This window comes from Paraburkholderia phenazinium, from assembly GCF_900100735.1.
Taxonomy (GTDB): domain Bacteria; phylum Pseudomonadota; class Gammaproteobacteria; order Burkholderiales; family Burkholderiaceae; genus Paraburkholderia; species Paraburkholderia phenazinia.
Map to the genome: position 1 here is coordinate 65,639 of NZ_FNCJ01000006.1, position 15,673 is coordinate 81,311.

Below are 15,673 nucleotides of genomic sequence, written 5' to 3' on the forward strand. Positions count from 1 at the left end.
CTCACATCGGCCGCTCCTGCTCGTTCTCCGGCCGTCGCACGGGCACCTGCCGCTGGGTGGTGACCAGCTTCTTCGGGGCTTCGACCGTCACGGTCCTGATCTCCCCCGTCTGGCTGTCGATGACGTTCTCCACGTTCTTCGCCGGGGCCTGTGCGCCTTCCGCAAGTTTCAGCATTTCCATCAGGGCATGCCCTCCAGGGATGAGCGCTTCCAGTACAGGACCGGCCGCGGCTTCGGCGAGCAGCGACGTCGACTCGTCGATCTCCCCCGGGTCGTGCCAGTCGCCCCGGCGTTCCTGCTCCCGTTGCAGATTCGCCGCGTCCAGCGTCGCATGGTGGTACTCCACGCTGTCGCGCTCCACGTCCACCTCCACGGTTTCCTGGATCGTGACCATGGGCCGCCGCAGCGCCGCGACACGCTCACGGGCCGTGATCGGACGGTCGGGTTCCACCGCCACCGGGAGCGGAGTCTCGCGGGAATGCTCATGCTCACCGTCCGGCGTCTCCACGCCCGCGGGATCGCTGTCGTCCAGCAGGTTCATCAGCCCTTCCGGATCGCCGGCCGGGACCGGCACGTCCGCCGGCACGTCGGGCGCCGCTTGCGTTTCGGTGATCTCGGGCCAGCCCGCCTTGGGCGTGTAGTCGCTCAACGGGGGCACCTTCCCACCGGTGAGCCATGACGCCACCTTCATGTCCAGGTCCTTCGGCGCACGCGGCACCAGCTCAGCCGGCGCATACGGCCACGTCAGGTGGAACAGGTCATCGCCCAACCGGATGATCGCGCGCACGCCTTTGCGCCCCTGCGGGCCCATCTTGCGCGAGGACGAGAGGACGTCCCCGGTCAGCACCACGGCCTCGCCTTCGTCGTAGCGGTCCTCCACCGCGGGCTGGCCTTTCTTCGCCGCCGTGCCCCGGATCAACCGCTGTACCCGACGCTTCGGAAAGCTGTTGGCGATCGCCGCCGCCTGCACCGGGTCGGACGCGAGCCCGTAGATTTTCAGCGAGGTGTTGCCCTGGATGCGCTTCAGGCCGTGCTCACCGTACAGCTCGATCAGCGCGCTCTCGGTCTGCGCGGCGATGATGTGCTTCAATCCGTAGGACCGGCCCATCTCCAACGCCTTGTAAATGCTCTCGACCTTGCCCAGCGCCGGGAACTCGTCCAGAAAGACGATCATGTTGCGAGCGGCCTGACCCGCCTGGCCGCTGCCCAGGGACAGCACCGCGTCGGTGACGAACGCGTGCATCGCCCGGATGTAGCCCTGGGCCATGTCGCTGTACCGCTGGTGGTTGCGCAGGACGATGGTGCGAACGCCGTTGTAGTCCGGCTGGTCCATCCCCTTCACGTAGCGCAGCAGGGAGACCCGGCGGCGCTTGGGCTTGCCCGGCAGCTCGTCGCCCCACGCCTGGCCCTGCGCCACGATCGGCTGCGCGAAGTTGCGCATCGTGATCTCGAACGACTTGATCGTGGCCGAGCGCGCGTGGTCCTCGATGATCGCCGCCACCATGGGGTCGTACTTCAGAGCCCAGGCGTAGATCTGCGTCATCGGCGCCTGCACCCGCTGGGCCAGGTGCCCCCAGTGCCACGCCGCCGGACGGGGCAAACCCCGGGCGCGTGCTTCACGCCGGGCCTGACGGTATTCGTGGATCAGGGAGAGCACGACGACGCGCAGCACGCCGCGCGCGCCGTTCGACCACATCGGGTCCTTGGACTCCGGGATCTGCGCGACGGCGAACGCCACCGCGTCCTGGTCCGACATGAGATCGTTCCCGATGTCCCAGGCCGCGTCCTCGTCGTTGAACATGCCGATGACCGCGATCTCGCGGCTGCGCCGGCCGAGCATCTTGTTCATCTTCTGGAACACCCAGGACAGGTCGCCCTTGATGTCCACCACCAGCAGAAAGTGCCGCCCCTCCATCGCCGAGCGGAACATCCAGTTCAACATGGCGGTCTTCCCTGCCCCGGCGGAGCCTGTCACCATCACCGACTTGGAGATCACCTGCTCCGACGCTCCGGGCAGGTCCGGGTGGACCGTGAGCTGGCCTTCCACGCCCTCGCCGTTCATCGCCTCGACCGCGAGCTTCGCTTTTTCCAGGGCGTCCTTCCCCGCGTGGTATTGCATGCCCGACAGGTGGCGGGTGTCGCAATGCAGGATCGCCATTTTCTTGAACATCGCCGCAGCGGCGGCCACGCCGGGGAGCAACGCCAGGAGCATCTTCCCTTTGATGAGCATGTAGTTCATCTGGTCCAGCGCTGCCTGGTACGCGGCCACGTCGCTGGCGAACGGGTGCCGGTGCATGAGGCGGTGCGCCAGCGTTTCGAGCATGTAGCGCGCGTGGCCACCCAGGCCCATGTGCGACACACCGCCCAGCAGACCAGTGTGGCTGGCGATCAGCCATTCGGCCGCGAGCGTCCCCGCCCACACCGCGCTCCCGGTGAGTCCGCCCATCACCAGCGCAGGACCCAGCAAGCGGTACGGCTGGTCCGACGGCAGGGACCGGGGCACGTGGTTCATCGCGTAATGGACGGGCATCGACATGAGGCCTCCTGCTGAATCTGGATCACCCAGGGTAGCGAGACCGTCGCGTTACGCAAGTGACGCCCCGAGGCTGCGAACCCCAACCGGAAAACCCCCAGGCGATCCCGCTTGCGCGCCATGGCCGCTGGCAGGACGGATCGCCCGGCAGGGTTGGATCAGGTCGTGCCCTGGCACGCTCATCCGGCCGGCGTTGCACCGGCTGGATGGGTCACACGAACATCGCGACGATGGCCCCGAGCATGAACCCTCCGATCACTGCGAAGGGGACGCCGTAGCACCGCATCAACAGGTGCGGCCAACTCTCCCCCGGCTCCGCCTGGTCCTCGGGCTCCGCGAGCACCACCGGTCGGTCGTGCTCTCCCACCAGGTCGGCAGGCAGGTTCAGGTAGCGTCGCCGCGCCAACGCCAGGCGTCGGTGATCGGTCCGCCCCAGCGTGTGCTGCCGCCCCAGCGCCACGGCGACGCGCAACCGGGTGATGGTCGAGCCGGTGCGCATCGCGGCGAGCAGCAGGGTCAGGTGCCTTGGGTGTTGCGCCGCCGGCATCCGGTCGAGCTGTGCTTCGATCCGGTTCTGCAGATCGATCACGGAGGGGGTCTCGCCTTCCGTGGGGTTTTCCGACGGGCGATCCCAGGTTTCACGTTTCCAGAAGGTCATGGCGGGTCCTCAGGCGTGAGTCGTGCCGTGGCGATCGTGGCGCTTCGCCAGCTTGCCATGCCCGGCGATGGCGGTTGGGGTGTCGTGGTGCATGACGGTCTCCTCTATAGGTACGCTCCCGGTTGAAAACCAGCAGGACGCCGGGAGCGGTCGTCCTGCTGGTGGATGGATCAGTCGTTCGCGCCCGTCGTGTCGTCCAGCTCGTCCACGATCCGCAGGATGTCCGCTTCGTCCCGGGATCCGGCACCGCCGCCCCACCGCGGCTTCGCCGGTTTCACCGGTGCCAGGGCACGGGGCTGGTCCAACGGATGGGCTTCGCTCGTCGCCTTGATCCGCGACCCAGCCGATTGCTCACCGGGCTCGTCGAACGGATCGGCCATGGCGTCCGCACGGGCGATGGTCAGCGCCACGCGCGGCAGCGGGTCCCAGGGCGGATCGATGGGTTCCGCCACGTCGTCGGCCACCCCTGCCTGGTCGTCCGGCTTCACCATGGGCTTGGGCTGGGCTTCCGGGATGTCGTTGTTCACCGTGTCGCTCAGGTCCTGGGTGCGCACCCGGTCGATGACCTGGGTCGTGGCCACGGCGGCGGAACTGAAGTTGTCGAGCAAATGCGCTACCACTTCACCAGCGTGATAGGGCACGTCGCACACGTGGTCGCACGAGCGGTGGATCGCCCAGTGGTTGTCGGCGCTGTGCCCCACACCGACGACCACGAACACACCGCGCTGCCGCAGGGCTTCCAGGGCCGCGACGCTTTCCGGGGCGTTGTAGGTGTCGAACTGCCCGTTCTTCGTATCGCCCCCGCCCCGCACGATCGCCACGATGTCGCCTTTGTTCGGGTAGAGAACGGACAGGTGGTCCAGCGCTTCCGGCAGGTGGCCCCGGGTGTCGGTACCCTCTTTCGCCGGTTTCATGCGGATCGTGTCGGTGATGGAATAGCCACCCCGGCTCAGGCGCTTCCGGAAGTCCAGGAAGCCGTCCGAGGTGATCGCCGCCGTCGTCACGCAGAACACCCGCCCGGTGATCTCGTCCGTCGATTGGGGGACCCGCGTTTCCTCGACCGTCGGCCCCGGCTCCGCGCCAGGTGCCGTGATAACGACCGGCTTGGCCAGGATTTCGTCCATCAGGGTGTGGCGCATGTGCGGGAAGCGCGACGCGCCCATCCGCACCAGCCCTGCGGAGGTGTCACCCCCGTTGAGCGACGCGCTCGCGAAGTAGACGAACGCCTCGCGGCCCCGGCGGATCACCAGGTGATCCTTCACCGTGACAGCGTTCCCGCCCGCCAGGGTGTCCACGTAGTCCAGGGTGCGCGGGTCGATGGTCGGCAGGCAGACCACGTTGCAGCAGTTCTGGATCAGGGTATCGACCGCGAACGCGTTCTTGCCCCTGGCGTAGAGCGAGGTGATGCTTTGGGTCAGGAAGACGTTGATGTGGCCGTAGCCCCGGGAGATGTCGATCCAGCTCGAATCGTCCATGCTGGAGCCGTCGGCGGTGAGGATCTTCTGCGCTTCGTCGTGCAGCTCGCCGGTGAAGCGATGGACGCCGTAGACCACGCGCTGGCCGTTCTCCACCAGGGTGTCGCGGAGGTGCTGCGCCCCACGGATGATGTCGTGGTATTGCATGCGCAGGATCTCTGTGATGAACAGCGCAGCTTCCCCGTAGGCGTGGGTCGGCATGTCCAGGACGATGAAGCGCTGCTGTACGTACACCAGGTCATGCCAGTCGAGGCCGAATGCGGTGTCCGCGCAGAACGACCGACGCAGTTTCGGGTTTTCGTAGAACGGTCGGGTGATGGTGAGCAGGCTGGCCACGTGCCAGGCGTATTGCTCGAAAATCTTGGTGTCGTCGGTGGTGGTCAGCGTCACCATGGTCGGAGGTCCGTTGGCCACCCGGGTCAGAATGTCCGTCGTCTTCCCCTTTTTCGCGGACGGGTCTTTCGCGAAATGCAGGACGGAGAACACGTAAGCCCCCTTCTCCCGGGCGCGCAACGCTTCCATGGTCTCGTCCGCGGCGTCGTGCTCCTCGGGCGTCGTGTAGAGCGCGCGGAACCGGTGGGCCTGCTTGTAGCGCGCGTAGAACTTGAGCGGCTCGTTCAGGTAGAGGAACAGGTCCGCAAAGGTCGGCTCCCGACGTTCCACGTCCCGGATGAACCGTGCGATCAGCACCGCATCGGTCACGCCCTCGCTGCCCCAGTAGGCCTCACCGCCCTTGATCTTGGCGCTGTACAACGTGAGGAAGTCGCGCAGCTTCTGGAAGGACCAGCCCGCCAGGAGGTTGCAGGGCGTGGAGTCGTCCGCCGGTCCGAGGATCACGGACCCGGCCAGACGCCGACAGACGTTCGCGTAGTCGCCCTTGGCGACGTCGGTCACCAGCATGGCCACGCGTGCGTCGTGCAGGCGCTTCAGGATGGTGATGCCGGTGCTGGTGGTCTTGCCCGTCCCGGTGCCGCCCAGGATCATCAACGACGTGCAGGCGTCGCGGAACGTCAGCGACCGTTCCACCGCCAGGGTCCGACCGTCCGGGGATGCGGGCGTGGTGTACGACGCCAGGACCTGACCGGCCAGCGGCATGGTCGGGTCGAGGTCCGTGGGAACCTGAACAGGTGCCAGGGCACGTTCGACCGCCAAAGGTTCGACCACGGGGGCGGGTGCTGCTTCGGGGGTCGGGGTGGAACTGCGACGGAACAGGCTGAGTACAGCGGCGGCGATCTTCTTCATGGTCCTCTCCTCGGGGTGCAGCGGTTCAGGCGGCTTTGGCGGTCTTGATGTCCTGAACGATTCTGAGCACCTCGTCCAGGGTGCCCACCACGACCTCGAACTTCTTGTCGGACTCGATCATCATGGTCGAGCGAACCTGCCGTTCGACCTGCGCGGCCCGCTTTTCCAGAGCGGCCATGGCGTCGGTCACGGCCTGCTTGATGACGGCGGCCTGCGATTGGATCGTTTCCGCCTGGAACTGCTCCTGCATCTGCAGCATGGCCTGCTGCTCTTCGTGAACGCGACGGAACCCCTGGATCCGGTCCATCGTCGCTTCATGGATGTATTCGCTGACGGTCATGCCCGCCATTTCGGCAGCGGCTTCGAGGTCTTTGGCCTCGGTTGCGGTGAAGCGACTGTGCTTGGGAATGTTGCGCGGGGCGCGTGCCATGGTCTTCTCCTGGTTGCTTGTGGTTGGGCTGCTCCAGACCAACCTACCAGGGCTTTCAGGCTTGTCCAGCGTTTGGCCTGAAATCCAGGGCTCGAGCCGACGAACGGTCAACCCGTAGACGGCGTAGACGCCCTGGAATGCTTGTCGGGCTTGGATCGTGGGTTTTTGGGGATTGCTTTTCGTCTACGGCACGTAGACGGCGAAGGGTCAGGCGGAGCATGGCTCGGAGCAGGTTTTCACGCCTTGGACGTCTACCCACCGAAGGTGCGATGGGTGTGTATTCGATCTGGGGGTAGCATCCGATCCCAAAAGCGTCAGTTTCAGTTTTTCAACGCGCAGGGAAAGGATGACTACTCACAGCAATCGACACATGCTTCAGCATGAGCTTCACCGCTTTTCGCTTCCGCTTCCGCCTCTCCGCGCTTCTCCCCCACGCGACTCCGCTGTACCGTCGCGTCGCCCTTCCCCCGCTGTTCCCCGTCGCCTCACCAGGGGATCAGCCCTCGCCGTCCAGGTTAGGTCCCTCGTTTTTAGTTTCTCGGTGGACCAGCCCCGATCTCGCAGAGCGGGAGCCAGACCACCGTGACGTTCCGGGTTCGCCGTACCAGGGGAGCGACCCATGCTGCCCTGGGGGTTGGTCTGCGTGTTGGTACGACCGCTTCCTCCGCAGGAGGTCGGACCAACCCAGCAGGAGGTGGTGGGGGTCGCCGTTGGGGTTGCCTCGCCGTTCCGTCGAACGTGCAGCGTTCACAGCGAGCCCGACCGTTCAGGGAGCAGCGACGCGGAGGGACGGTGAGGCGGACGTTCGCATTTGACGTTGGGGTGGGCGTCGCCCGGTGGTCCGCCCCAGCGGATGCGCGCAGCGCCCGGGCGTCGCTTCGGTGTACACCGGTGAGCAGCACCGGGTGCCGTGGGGTCCGTGAGACGTGCGATGCGCCCGCGAGGGCGATCCATCGCCGTCGATGAAGCGACCGGACGTGGCGGTAAAGGGACCCAACGGGGACCTGGACCGTCCGGACGGCGCGCGACGGGGATGGTCGAACGAACGGCGCAGCCGTCGAGGACCGCCACCGTCGTTGCTGGTGGGACCGGTATGACGCTGGCATGTGTCGTTCAGCGTCGGTCCCTGTCGTCGCCGCGCAGCGGTCCCGGTCAAACCCGTTTGAGCGGTATGACGCTGGCATCTTGCGTCATGCCGGGTCTGCCGCCGTGCCGTTGCGCTTGCGCCTGCCGCCCTTCCCCTCCCGATCCGCCCACCCCGCTGAACCCATCCCACGTCACGCTCCCCGACTGAGAACGGACCAACACCACGCGTCGAAACGCGAACGGCAACGCTCCATGGTCCAGCAGGTCCCGCCCATCTCCCGCATGCACGGCAGAACCGTCCTCCGTACCTGTACAGAGAAACGCCTGAACCGGTGCGCGGGACACCGCGCAACAGGACCTGCAGCCCGCGCGGCGAGCGCGGAAGGTCCGTTCGTCCTGGCCCGGCCGGCGAGGCCGAAGGGGTTCCTGGTGGTGCCGTCCGGCGAATCCCACGGACGGTGCCAGGGCACGGCTTGAAAGGCTTGCAGAGCTTGATCGACCTGCTAGGTTGGGGTCATGCCGTCGCTCCGGCGACGCACGCTTTTCAACAAAACCCAGGAGACCGACCATGCCGACCAAACCCACGACCGCTGCCCCGCTCGCCTTCCAGGATGGCAACAGCAAAACGACCATCCGCCTGACCCTTGAGGCCAAACTGGCGGTGAGCCGCAAGGCCAAAGCCCTGGGGTGCCCGGAGGCGGAGGTCATTCGTCGCGCGATCGACAGCTACTGCCAGGTGGGGTCCCGCTCCACCGTGCTGTCCGACGAGGAGGCGTAACCCATGGTCAAGCCGTTCCAACGCATGCCCGGTTCCACCCAGGTGGACGACCTGGACGATTTCGACCTGGCCGAAGCGGCGTACGACATGCCCGAGGCCTGGCCGGAGGACGTTGCGCCCCTGCCTGCGGACGACGGCGATCTGCCGCCGCTGCGGGAATACCTCATGTCGTTGCTCGCCGCGAAAAGCCAGAAGCCCCGCCAGGTGGTGAACAGCGTGGACTGGCTGAAGGACGTGTTGTCGAGCGCCCAGGGCGGAACTTGCGCCTACTGCGGGTTCAAGGTCGTCCGTGCCAAAGCGGGGACCGCCGACGCACGACGCGCGGCGCAAGACCTGCTGATCCCCCTGGAGTCGGGCGGGACCTTCGCCCAGGCGAACCGGGTGGTCGCCTGCGAAGTCTGCGTGAAACGCAAGCGGACCCAGGACTGGCTCTCCTTCAGGCTGGCCGTGAACCGTTCGACGCTCATCGCCGCACGGCGGGAGGCCCTCCTCACCTCCGGGAACCACGTACTGCCGCTGTCGGTGAAGGGTGAAGCTGCTGGGCGAGCAACGCTGGCCCAGCGCTGGCGCTACCCGCGATTCCCCGTCATGGCCCAAGTGTTCGACACCGCCGGTTACCTGGGGTGGGACACCCGCGACCTCTCGAGCGAGCGCGGGGGCGAGGTTCGAGCCCGTCTGCGTTTCGAGTTCCAGGGTCGTGACCTCTCCCGGGGCCGCTTTGCCCTGTTCGAAATCCCACGGGACCGCTGGCACGAGGCGGCCTGGGCGTTGATCGAGGAGAACGCGCTGCTGCTCCGGCCGGACATGAGCGAGCGTGCCCAGGTGGCCCACCCGCCCTTCACGCCCGAGCCGATGACGAACGAGCACCTGGAGCGCTGGTGGGTGGTGCTCACGGGGGAACGCTGGTTGCAGGAGTCCATCCGGGTCGCCCGCTGGTCGGCCCAAGCCAAGCCGGGTCAGAAGGTCTTCGCGGCCCAGCGCCGGGAAGCGCTGCGCATGAAGCCGTACGACGACGCACGTGAGCGCGTGGCCCGGCTGCACGAGAGCGTGCGCAACGGGACGTTGCCACCGGTCGAGCCGCGCCCGTCGAGCGTTGCTCCGGTTCTGCCGTCCAACGACACCACGCGCCTGCTGTCCCCCGCGATGCGGACGATGCTGGACCAGGCCGCCGAACGCCAGAAGGATTTCCTGGCGGCGGTGCGGGACGGTCGTCCGCTCCCCCGGCTGATCGATCCCCTCCTCGTTGCCGTAGCACCAGAGCCCACGCCGGAACGCAAGGCCCTGTCCCCGGCGTTGAAGTCCAGCCTGGACGCGTCGAAAGCCCGTATGCAAGCCCTCATCAACGCAAGCTCCACCGGAGACCAACCGTGAGCCAGCCCAAACGCACCATCCACCGCGTGACGACGAGCCAGGACCCGCACGCCTACATCTACGCCTGGCTGGTCGATCTGGCCGGCCGTCGCCTCTCCCAGCGTGACGTGTTCGTGCCGGACTGGGTAGACCCCAACTGGTTCGACATGGAGCGGGTGGGGTTCTACTTCACCGTGCCCAGCGAGCATTGGTCCGCGGTGCTGGTGCGGGGCTCCGACGAGACCGTGGCGATGGTGGAGTCGATGGAAGCGGACATCGCCGAACACGAGCAGGACCCGGAGTACGACCGGCGACAGCTTGCCCGGGAGCGCCTGAAGGTGCGAGGCTTACGCAAGCATGAAAAGTTGCCGTCCCTCGAAACGGCCCTGGCCGACCATGAGCAGGACCCGACGTACGACCGTCGCCGCCTGGCCCGGGAACGTCAGCAGGTCCACGCCCTGCGCAAACGTGGTGGGCTGGTGTCGCACGCGGAGCTGCACGCGCAGGCGACTTGCCTTCTCGATGGGACGTTCGCGCAGCGGTCGCAGATCGGCAAGTACCGCGTGTTCCGCTCGGTCGCCGTCGAGGTGGAGGCCTTCGCCGACATGCTGGCCGATCAGGCGGACTGGCTCATCATCCCGGTCATTCCCGCGTTCTCGTGGAAGGAAGTGCCACCCGAGTTCCCGGTGGACGATCCCCGGTACGGGTCGCCCATGGTCCACGCGGAGACGCGGACGCCCTGCCCGTGGCAACCGCTGGTCCAGGAACGCGGGGTGTTCGTCTGACGGTGTGCGGAGGAGCGATGCGTTGGGGCGGGCCACCAATGGAAAGCGGCGCCCTAGGGCGCCGCTTTGCTGTCTCCTCCTCGTTGTTCGTGTTCGGCTCCCCGGCCTTACGCGGCCAGGGCCAGGTTGTGCTTGATCGGCATCGCGTTCCGGAGCATGTTCAGGAACGAGTCGCTCACCACGCCCACGGCCTTGTCCAGCACCGTGTCACCGTTCTTGTCGGTGACGCTGAGCATGCTGGACTTGCTACCGCCCAGCATCAGGATCGCAGCGGCGGCGGCCTTCTTGTTGCGAGCCACGGCCACGTCGAGCCAGGTATCGCCGTCGATGTTGCGCCCGGCCAGGTCAACGCCGGCGTCACGCATAGCCTTGATGGCCTTCGCATCGTCGCGGATGATCGCGGCCATCATGCGGGTGTTCAGGTTCAGGGAAGTGGTGGTCATGGTGTGCTCCTCGGGTTGTGCCGGCAGGTCGTTTCAACGTTCTGCCCATACGTACATGGTTGCTCTAGTTTGGGGGTCAGTCAAATACGGCTGTCATACCGGCCATTGTATGTTTTGATGGGTTGAGCAGAGCTATAGCCATGGGTGCCCTGGCACGGGTCGGGCTTGTACATCATGGGGTCGGGCACGTTTGGCATGGGTCGGGGTGGATGGTATGGGACAGTGGTCCTGGTGGTGGATCGTCCCCCCTGTGTGACCACACCACAACGAAACGTCAACACCGTTATGGATCGCTGGCGCTTCCGGGGTGAAAGGCGACCTTCGGCCCGAGCACCTGCCGGTCCGTTGTTTTCCATCGAGCACCCCACCGCTCCCCACGGTTCCAGGCGTCAGCGGTTTTCCAGCCTGGCCAGAGGCCCAGGTGGTTTGGGGGGTTGCCTCCGGTTCCGGTCTTCCTCCCACCCGGGTCCTGGCACGGCTTCACCGGTTCACCGTTCTTCCCCAGTTTCACCGTTCACCGTCCGATTCACCAACCGACCGCATGAGGGGGTGCCGGGCGCCAGCCCGGCGAGGTGGGCGATACGTGAACCGCAAGCCCGGGCCGGCGAGGCCCGGGGTGTCGCGATGATGGACGGTTGGGGGTGGTGTACGGCGCCCGGTGGTGCTCCGGCCGCTCAGTAACTCGTTGGGTCCGACAAGCTCTTCCGACTTCGGCGCACCACGCCCTGCTCCCCGCCCTCGGTCGCGCCTTCCGCCCGAACGCTCTCCACCGCATCGGTCAGCGTCTTGCGCACCGCGGCCTGCTGGGCCGTGAGGAGCAGCCCCAACACCTTGTCCGAGTGTTCCCATTCCAACGCGATCTGGTACGGAGTTCGTCCCTTCTCGTCCCGCGCATTCGCGTCTGCCCCGGCGTCGAGTAAAAGCTTGATCCCCGCCATCGCAGCGTCTGGACCATGGTCCGTATCCGTGATCGCGTGCAGAGGTGTGTACGCGTTGCCAGGCGGGTTCACATCAGCCCCGGCGTCGATGAGCAACCGCATGCACCCGTCGCAACCTTTGATGGCAGACTCGAGGAGCGGGGTGATACGTGCGCCCAGGGGTCGCAGCTCCCAGGCCGCATTAGGGTTCGCACCTGCGTCGAGCAACATACGCATTCGGTGGGGCGAGATCGCTGCATCGAACAAGGGCGTCCGACCGGGCGTCCAACTGTCCGAAGAGGTCCCCGCGTTGAGGTCTGCCCCATGGTCCAGAAGGAGCCGTGTGATGACCGTGGCGTCCTCATCCTTGCCGGCCCGCCTGTCGAACGTGCTATGGCCCACAGCGTGCAGCACGGAGTCCTCGGCGAAGGCGATGCCATCGGCGCTCACACAAATGTCCCGGATGGCCACGTCCGCCCCAGCTTCGAGCAGCATCCGCACTGCTCCGACGTCCCTGTTACGCACAGCGACCATCAAGGGAGTTTCCCGGCGATGGGTAGGGTTGCTGAGAACGTTGACCTGTGCGCCGGCGTCGAGCAGAACCCGCAGGACCGCGAGCATGTTGGTTTTGGACCTCACGTCCAGGTTTCCCGTGGTGCACGCGACGTGCAACGGGACATGCCCATCAAACTGCCCCTGCCGCCCGTCGAACGCATTCACGTTCGCGCCTTGCTCGAGGAGCGATCGGACCGCGTTCACGTTTTGGTCCCAAACGGCATTGACCAGGAGTGGCGTCAGCGCCGCGATGGCTTCCGACGTCGCGCTGGTGGTGCCGGTGGCCTTGGATGCTTTACCCTTCCCCGCCTGTTTTGGTGCTGCCTTCTTCGGTGCTGCCTTGGTCGCCATGTCCGACGTGTTCCTTTGTGTTTATGGCCCGCACCACCACCGGGCCATGGCCCATGCGGCGTCAGCGTTTTTTACAGCCTGGCCGCAGGCCCAGGTGGGGTTGGTTGCTGCCTCCGGGTCCGGTTCAGCTCTGGTCTTTCCCTGACGCCCCCGTAGCGATCTTCCTCCCGCGTTCTGCCCGGTTCTTGCGCATACGCGCCAACGTGCGCGATTGCCCGGGTTGCCAATACCCGTACAACGAGTCCTCCGGCGTGCCCCACGTTGCGCGCTCGTCCTGCCTCTCCTTCGCCCACGTTCCCACCTTTGTGAAAGGTACGTTCTCCGTGCCAGCGGCGGCCGATTGCGCGCGGTGGGTGCCTTCAGCCGGGAGGTCTTCCTCCACCGGCTGCCCGTTCAACTGCGCGCCGATTTTGGCGGCGAGCGCATCGGCGGCACGCCCATGGACCCTTTTGCGGCTGTACGTGTTGAGGACGCGGACGTCGGATGTGCCGTTGGGCCCCTGCACAGCGATGGCGTCGAAGTGTTCGCCATGCTGCACGCCCTGCTCGTCGCATGCGCGCTCGAGGACCGCGACCGCTTCCGGATTTTCGAGCACGCGAGCCAGGTCGAGCGCGGTGTACGGGCCTTCGGGCCGGTGGTTCGCGATGGCCTCCAGGTTCGCCCCGTGCGCGACCAGGTGTTCGACGATCGCACCCACCCCACCGACGGCGGCCAGGTGCAGGGCGTCGCGTCCGTCTTGCAGTTCGATCTGGAGAACGTCGGCGCCCTTCTCGGTCACCAGGGCCTGTACGGTCGCCAGGTCACCGTCCCGGCACGCCTCCATCAACCGCATGGCCCGCGCGTCCAGGTCCTCGGTCCACACAACGGTCGGCTTGGCCGGTGATGCGGGCGTAGCGGCTGCAGGTTCCGGGGCGGGCGGTGCCGACGGTGTGGGGGCCCGCGTTGCTGGGGCGACGCGCAGCGCGCTTTCCAGCAGTTCGACCGCATCGCGATGGCCCATGCGCTTCGCCACGTCGAGCGCCGTCACCCCTTCAACGGTTTGGGCCCGGGGGTCCAGGCCGGCGGACAGCAACGTTTCGATGACGTCCGGGTTGCCGGTGCTCGAAGCGACGTGCAGCAGCGTCTTGCCGCTCTCATGCGTGACGTCGTTCAGGTCCATTTCCACCTTCACCAGGCGTTGCAGGGTGACGACATCGCCCTGCTCCACCGCTTCAACGATTCGCCGCGTCACCTCCGCGATGTCCGTGGAGGTGGCCGTGGAGGTGGCCTGCGTGGCTTGGCCAGCGACGGTCGCACGCGTGGCGGTGGTGCGTGGCGAACCCGGTTGGACCTTCCCGGCCTGGGCCTTGAGGACAAGCGCCGCCAGCAACGGATCGTCCGTCTTCGTCTGCGCCAGGTCCATCGGACTGATCCCTTCCAGCCCGACCTTCCAGGGATCAGCGCCCGCGTCGAGCAGCAGCTCGGTCACGTTGCTGCTTCCTCCGTTGAGCGCGAACAGCAACGGGGTCCGGTTGGCGCCGGTGTAAGTTTCATGCTGGTTGACGTCCGCCCCGGCTTTCACCAGGGCTTCGACGAACGGGACGGACGCCCCTTCGAGCACGTTCATCGCCAGGGTCAGAGGGGTCCAGCCCTCCGCCGCGATGTTGGGGTTCGCACCGTGGTTCAGCAGAGCCTGGAACGCCGCGAGGTCTTGGTGCGAAATGGCGGCGACCAGGGGGGCCGACCCGTCGGGAAAACGTTCGTTCACGTCGGCGCCGGCCTTCGCCAGCAGGTCGATGACCGCGGCCCGAGAATCCGTCGGTGCGTCGAAGCTCAACGAGAAGAGAAGCGGCGAAAGACCCAGGGTGATGGGCACCGTGAGGTCCGCTTTACCGTTGAGCAACGCCTTGAGTATGGCGAGGTTGTTCGAATGCAGGCCCGCGAGGAGACCGAGCAGGATGGGGTGAACATCGCCCTTGACCGTGGGTATGGGGCGATCAGGATTCGCGCCCGCGCGCAGGGCCTTGGCGACCCCCGCGCCGTCGAGGTTGTTGAGCGCGTTGCAAAAGTCTTCATCCGCCGGGGTGAGTTTCGTCGGTGGCGTCGCCGACTCCGTCTCTTGCCGGGCGCGAGGTCCAACCTTATCGAGCGCGGCCACCGCGTCCATGTGACGACAGTCCCAGGCCACGTCGATCGGCGCCAGGCCCTGGTTGTCGCGCACCGCCGGATCCGCGCCGTGGTCGAGCAACGCCCGGACGATGTTGGCGTTGCCGTGGTAAGCGGCCAGGTGCAGCAACGTAACGCCCTCCTGGGAGCGTGAGCCCTTGACGTTGAGGCCCATGCCGAGGAAACGATGGACCGCCTCCTCGTTGCCGGCCTGGATGGCCTGGGTCAAAAGTTGCAGCGCTTGTTGCGGTGTCGGCATGATCATCGTGGTCATGGGTTTTCCCTCGGTCTTCGTTGTTGGTCGTTGGTCGTCGTGCTTCGTCATGCCTTGAACCGGTGGCTGGGGCCCTCACCCACAACCGTACACGGCTCACCCCGTGCATAACGGCACCAGTGTACCAACGCTGAATCCCTCCCTTATTCCTAGCCTGCCGCACGATCCATTGAGCATGATCCGGACGTGAAAACGCCCACCGGGTGGTGGACGTTGCACGATGATCTGAGGTCCAGCTCTGATCAGTCGGCGGCGAAGGTCCCAAAGCCTCCTGCGCTCGGCGCGTCCACCCCGAACGAACGCGCCGGGGTGGCGGAACCGAAGTCCCAGTCGCGACGCCAGACCGCGGTCACGCTGTCCCAGGTGTACGCCACCCGGTCCCCGTTGGGGTGCGTGCCGATGACCCGGGTCTTGCGCGACGTGACGTTGGTCAGGCACGTGATTTTCGGGTCATCGTGGTTCGGTTCGGTGTACGGCAACGGCTTGGTCATGGTCCCCTCCTGTTGTGCAGGCCTCGGTGCGGGCCTGACCAAGCCAAAACTAATGGGTCCATCGGGTTCGTCAACCCCAGGTGGGCAGAACGTGCGGATCGGGCGATGGATCCTCTTCTGGTTGAATGCTGCATGAATGCTTCGCGCCCCCTGGGGGTGA

Annotated in this window: 11 protein-coding genes; 3 read left to right on the forward strand and 8 right to left on the reverse strand. The window is 66.5% G+C overall.

Going from position 1 to position 15,673, the window contains the following annotated elements:
* Position 1 precedes the first annotated feature (1 nt).
* The 4 genes from BLQ92_RS15210 to BLQ92_RS15225 form a co-directional block, all read right to left on the reverse strand.
* The gene (locus BLQ92_RS15210) at positions 2-2,536 is read right to left on the reverse strand and encodes a type IV secretory system conjugative DNA transfer family protein (protein ID WP_090685358.1); all 2,535 of its coding nucleotides are present in this window, start codon (positions 2,534-2,536) and stop codon (positions 2-4) included.
* A 208-nt stretch (positions 2,537-2,744) separates the two neighbouring features.
* Positions 2,745-3,191, reverse strand: coding sequence for a hypothetical protein (locus BLQ92_RS15215; RefSeq protein WP_090685359.1), 447 nt, complete (start codon positions 3,189-3,191; stop codon positions 2,745-2,747).
* 170 nt (positions 3,192-3,361) lie between these two features.
* On the reverse strand, positions 3,362-5,908 hold the full coding sequence (locus tag BLQ92_RS15220; RefSeq protein WP_090685360.1) for a type IV secretory system conjugative DNA transfer family protein: 2,547 nt from the start codon (positions 5,906-5,908) through the stop codon (positions 3,362-3,364).
* A 25-nt stretch (positions 5,909-5,933) separates the two neighbouring features.
* Positions 5,934-6,338: a plasmid mobilization protein gene (locus tag BLQ92_RS15225; RefSeq protein WP_090685361.1), complete on the reverse strand. Its 405-nt coding sequence runs from the start codon at positions 6,336-6,338 to the stop codon at positions 5,934-5,936.
* A 1,654-nt stretch (positions 6,339-7,992) separates the two neighbouring features.
* Between BLQ92_RS15225 and BLQ92_RS15230 the strand changes: the two genes are divergently transcribed.
* Genes BLQ92_RS15230 through BLQ92_RS15240 form a run of 3 tightly spaced genes read left to right on the forward strand, consistent with a single transcriptional unit; the run spans position 7,993 to position 10,337 of the window.
* Positions 7,993-8,202, forward strand: a complete 210-nt coding sequence (locus BLQ92_RS15230) for a hypothetical protein (protein WP_090685362.1) — start codon at positions 7,993-7,995, stop codon at positions 8,200-8,202.
* A 3-nt stretch (positions 8,203-8,205) separates the two neighbouring features.
* The gene (locus BLQ92_RS15235) at positions 8,206-9,573 is read left to right on the forward strand and encodes an HNH endonuclease (protein ID WP_090685363.1); all 1,368 of its coding nucleotides are present in this window, start codon (positions 8,206-8,208) and stop codon (positions 9,571-9,573) included.
* Positions 9,570-10,337 carry a hypothetical protein gene (locus BLQ92_RS15240; protein WP_090685364.1) on the forward strand — a complete coding sequence of 256 codons (768 nt, stop codon included), beginning with the start codon at positions 9,570-9,572 and terminating at the stop codon, positions 10,335-10,337. Before BLQ92_RS15235 ends, BLQ92_RS15240 begins: the two co-directional genes overlap by 4 nt.
* 107 nt (positions 10,338-10,444) lie before the next feature.
* Here BLQ92_RS15240 and BLQ92_RS15245 read toward each other — a convergent pair whose 3' ends face one another.
* The 4 genes from BLQ92_RS15245 to BLQ92_RS15260 form a co-directional block, all read right to left on the reverse strand.
* Entirely contained in the window at positions 10,445-10,780 is a 336-nt protein-coding gene (locus BLQ92_RS15245) for a hypothetical protein (RefSeq protein WP_090685365.1), read from the reverse strand.
* Positions 10,781-11,454: 674 nt separating this feature from the next.
* Positions 11,455-12,603 carry an ankyrin repeat domain-containing protein gene (locus BLQ92_RS15250; protein WP_090685366.1) on the reverse strand — a complete coding sequence of 383 codons (1,149 nt, stop codon included), beginning with the start codon at positions 12,601-12,603 and terminating at the stop codon, positions 11,455-11,457.
* Between the two features lie 124 nt (positions 12,604-12,727).
* On the reverse strand, positions 12,728-15,022 hold the full coding sequence (locus BLQ92_RS15255) for an ankyrin repeat domain-containing protein (protein ID WP_176860745.1): 2,295 nt from the start codon (positions 15,020-15,022) through the stop codon (positions 12,728-12,730).
* A gap of 242 nt (positions 15,023-15,264) precedes the next feature.
* The gene (locus tag BLQ92_RS15260; protein WP_090685368.1) at positions 15,265-15,513 is read right to left on the reverse strand and encodes a hypothetical protein; all 249 of its coding nucleotides are present in this window, start codon (positions 15,511-15,513) and stop codon (positions 15,265-15,267) included.
* Between the last annotated feature and the right edge of the window lie 160 nt (positions 15,514-15,673).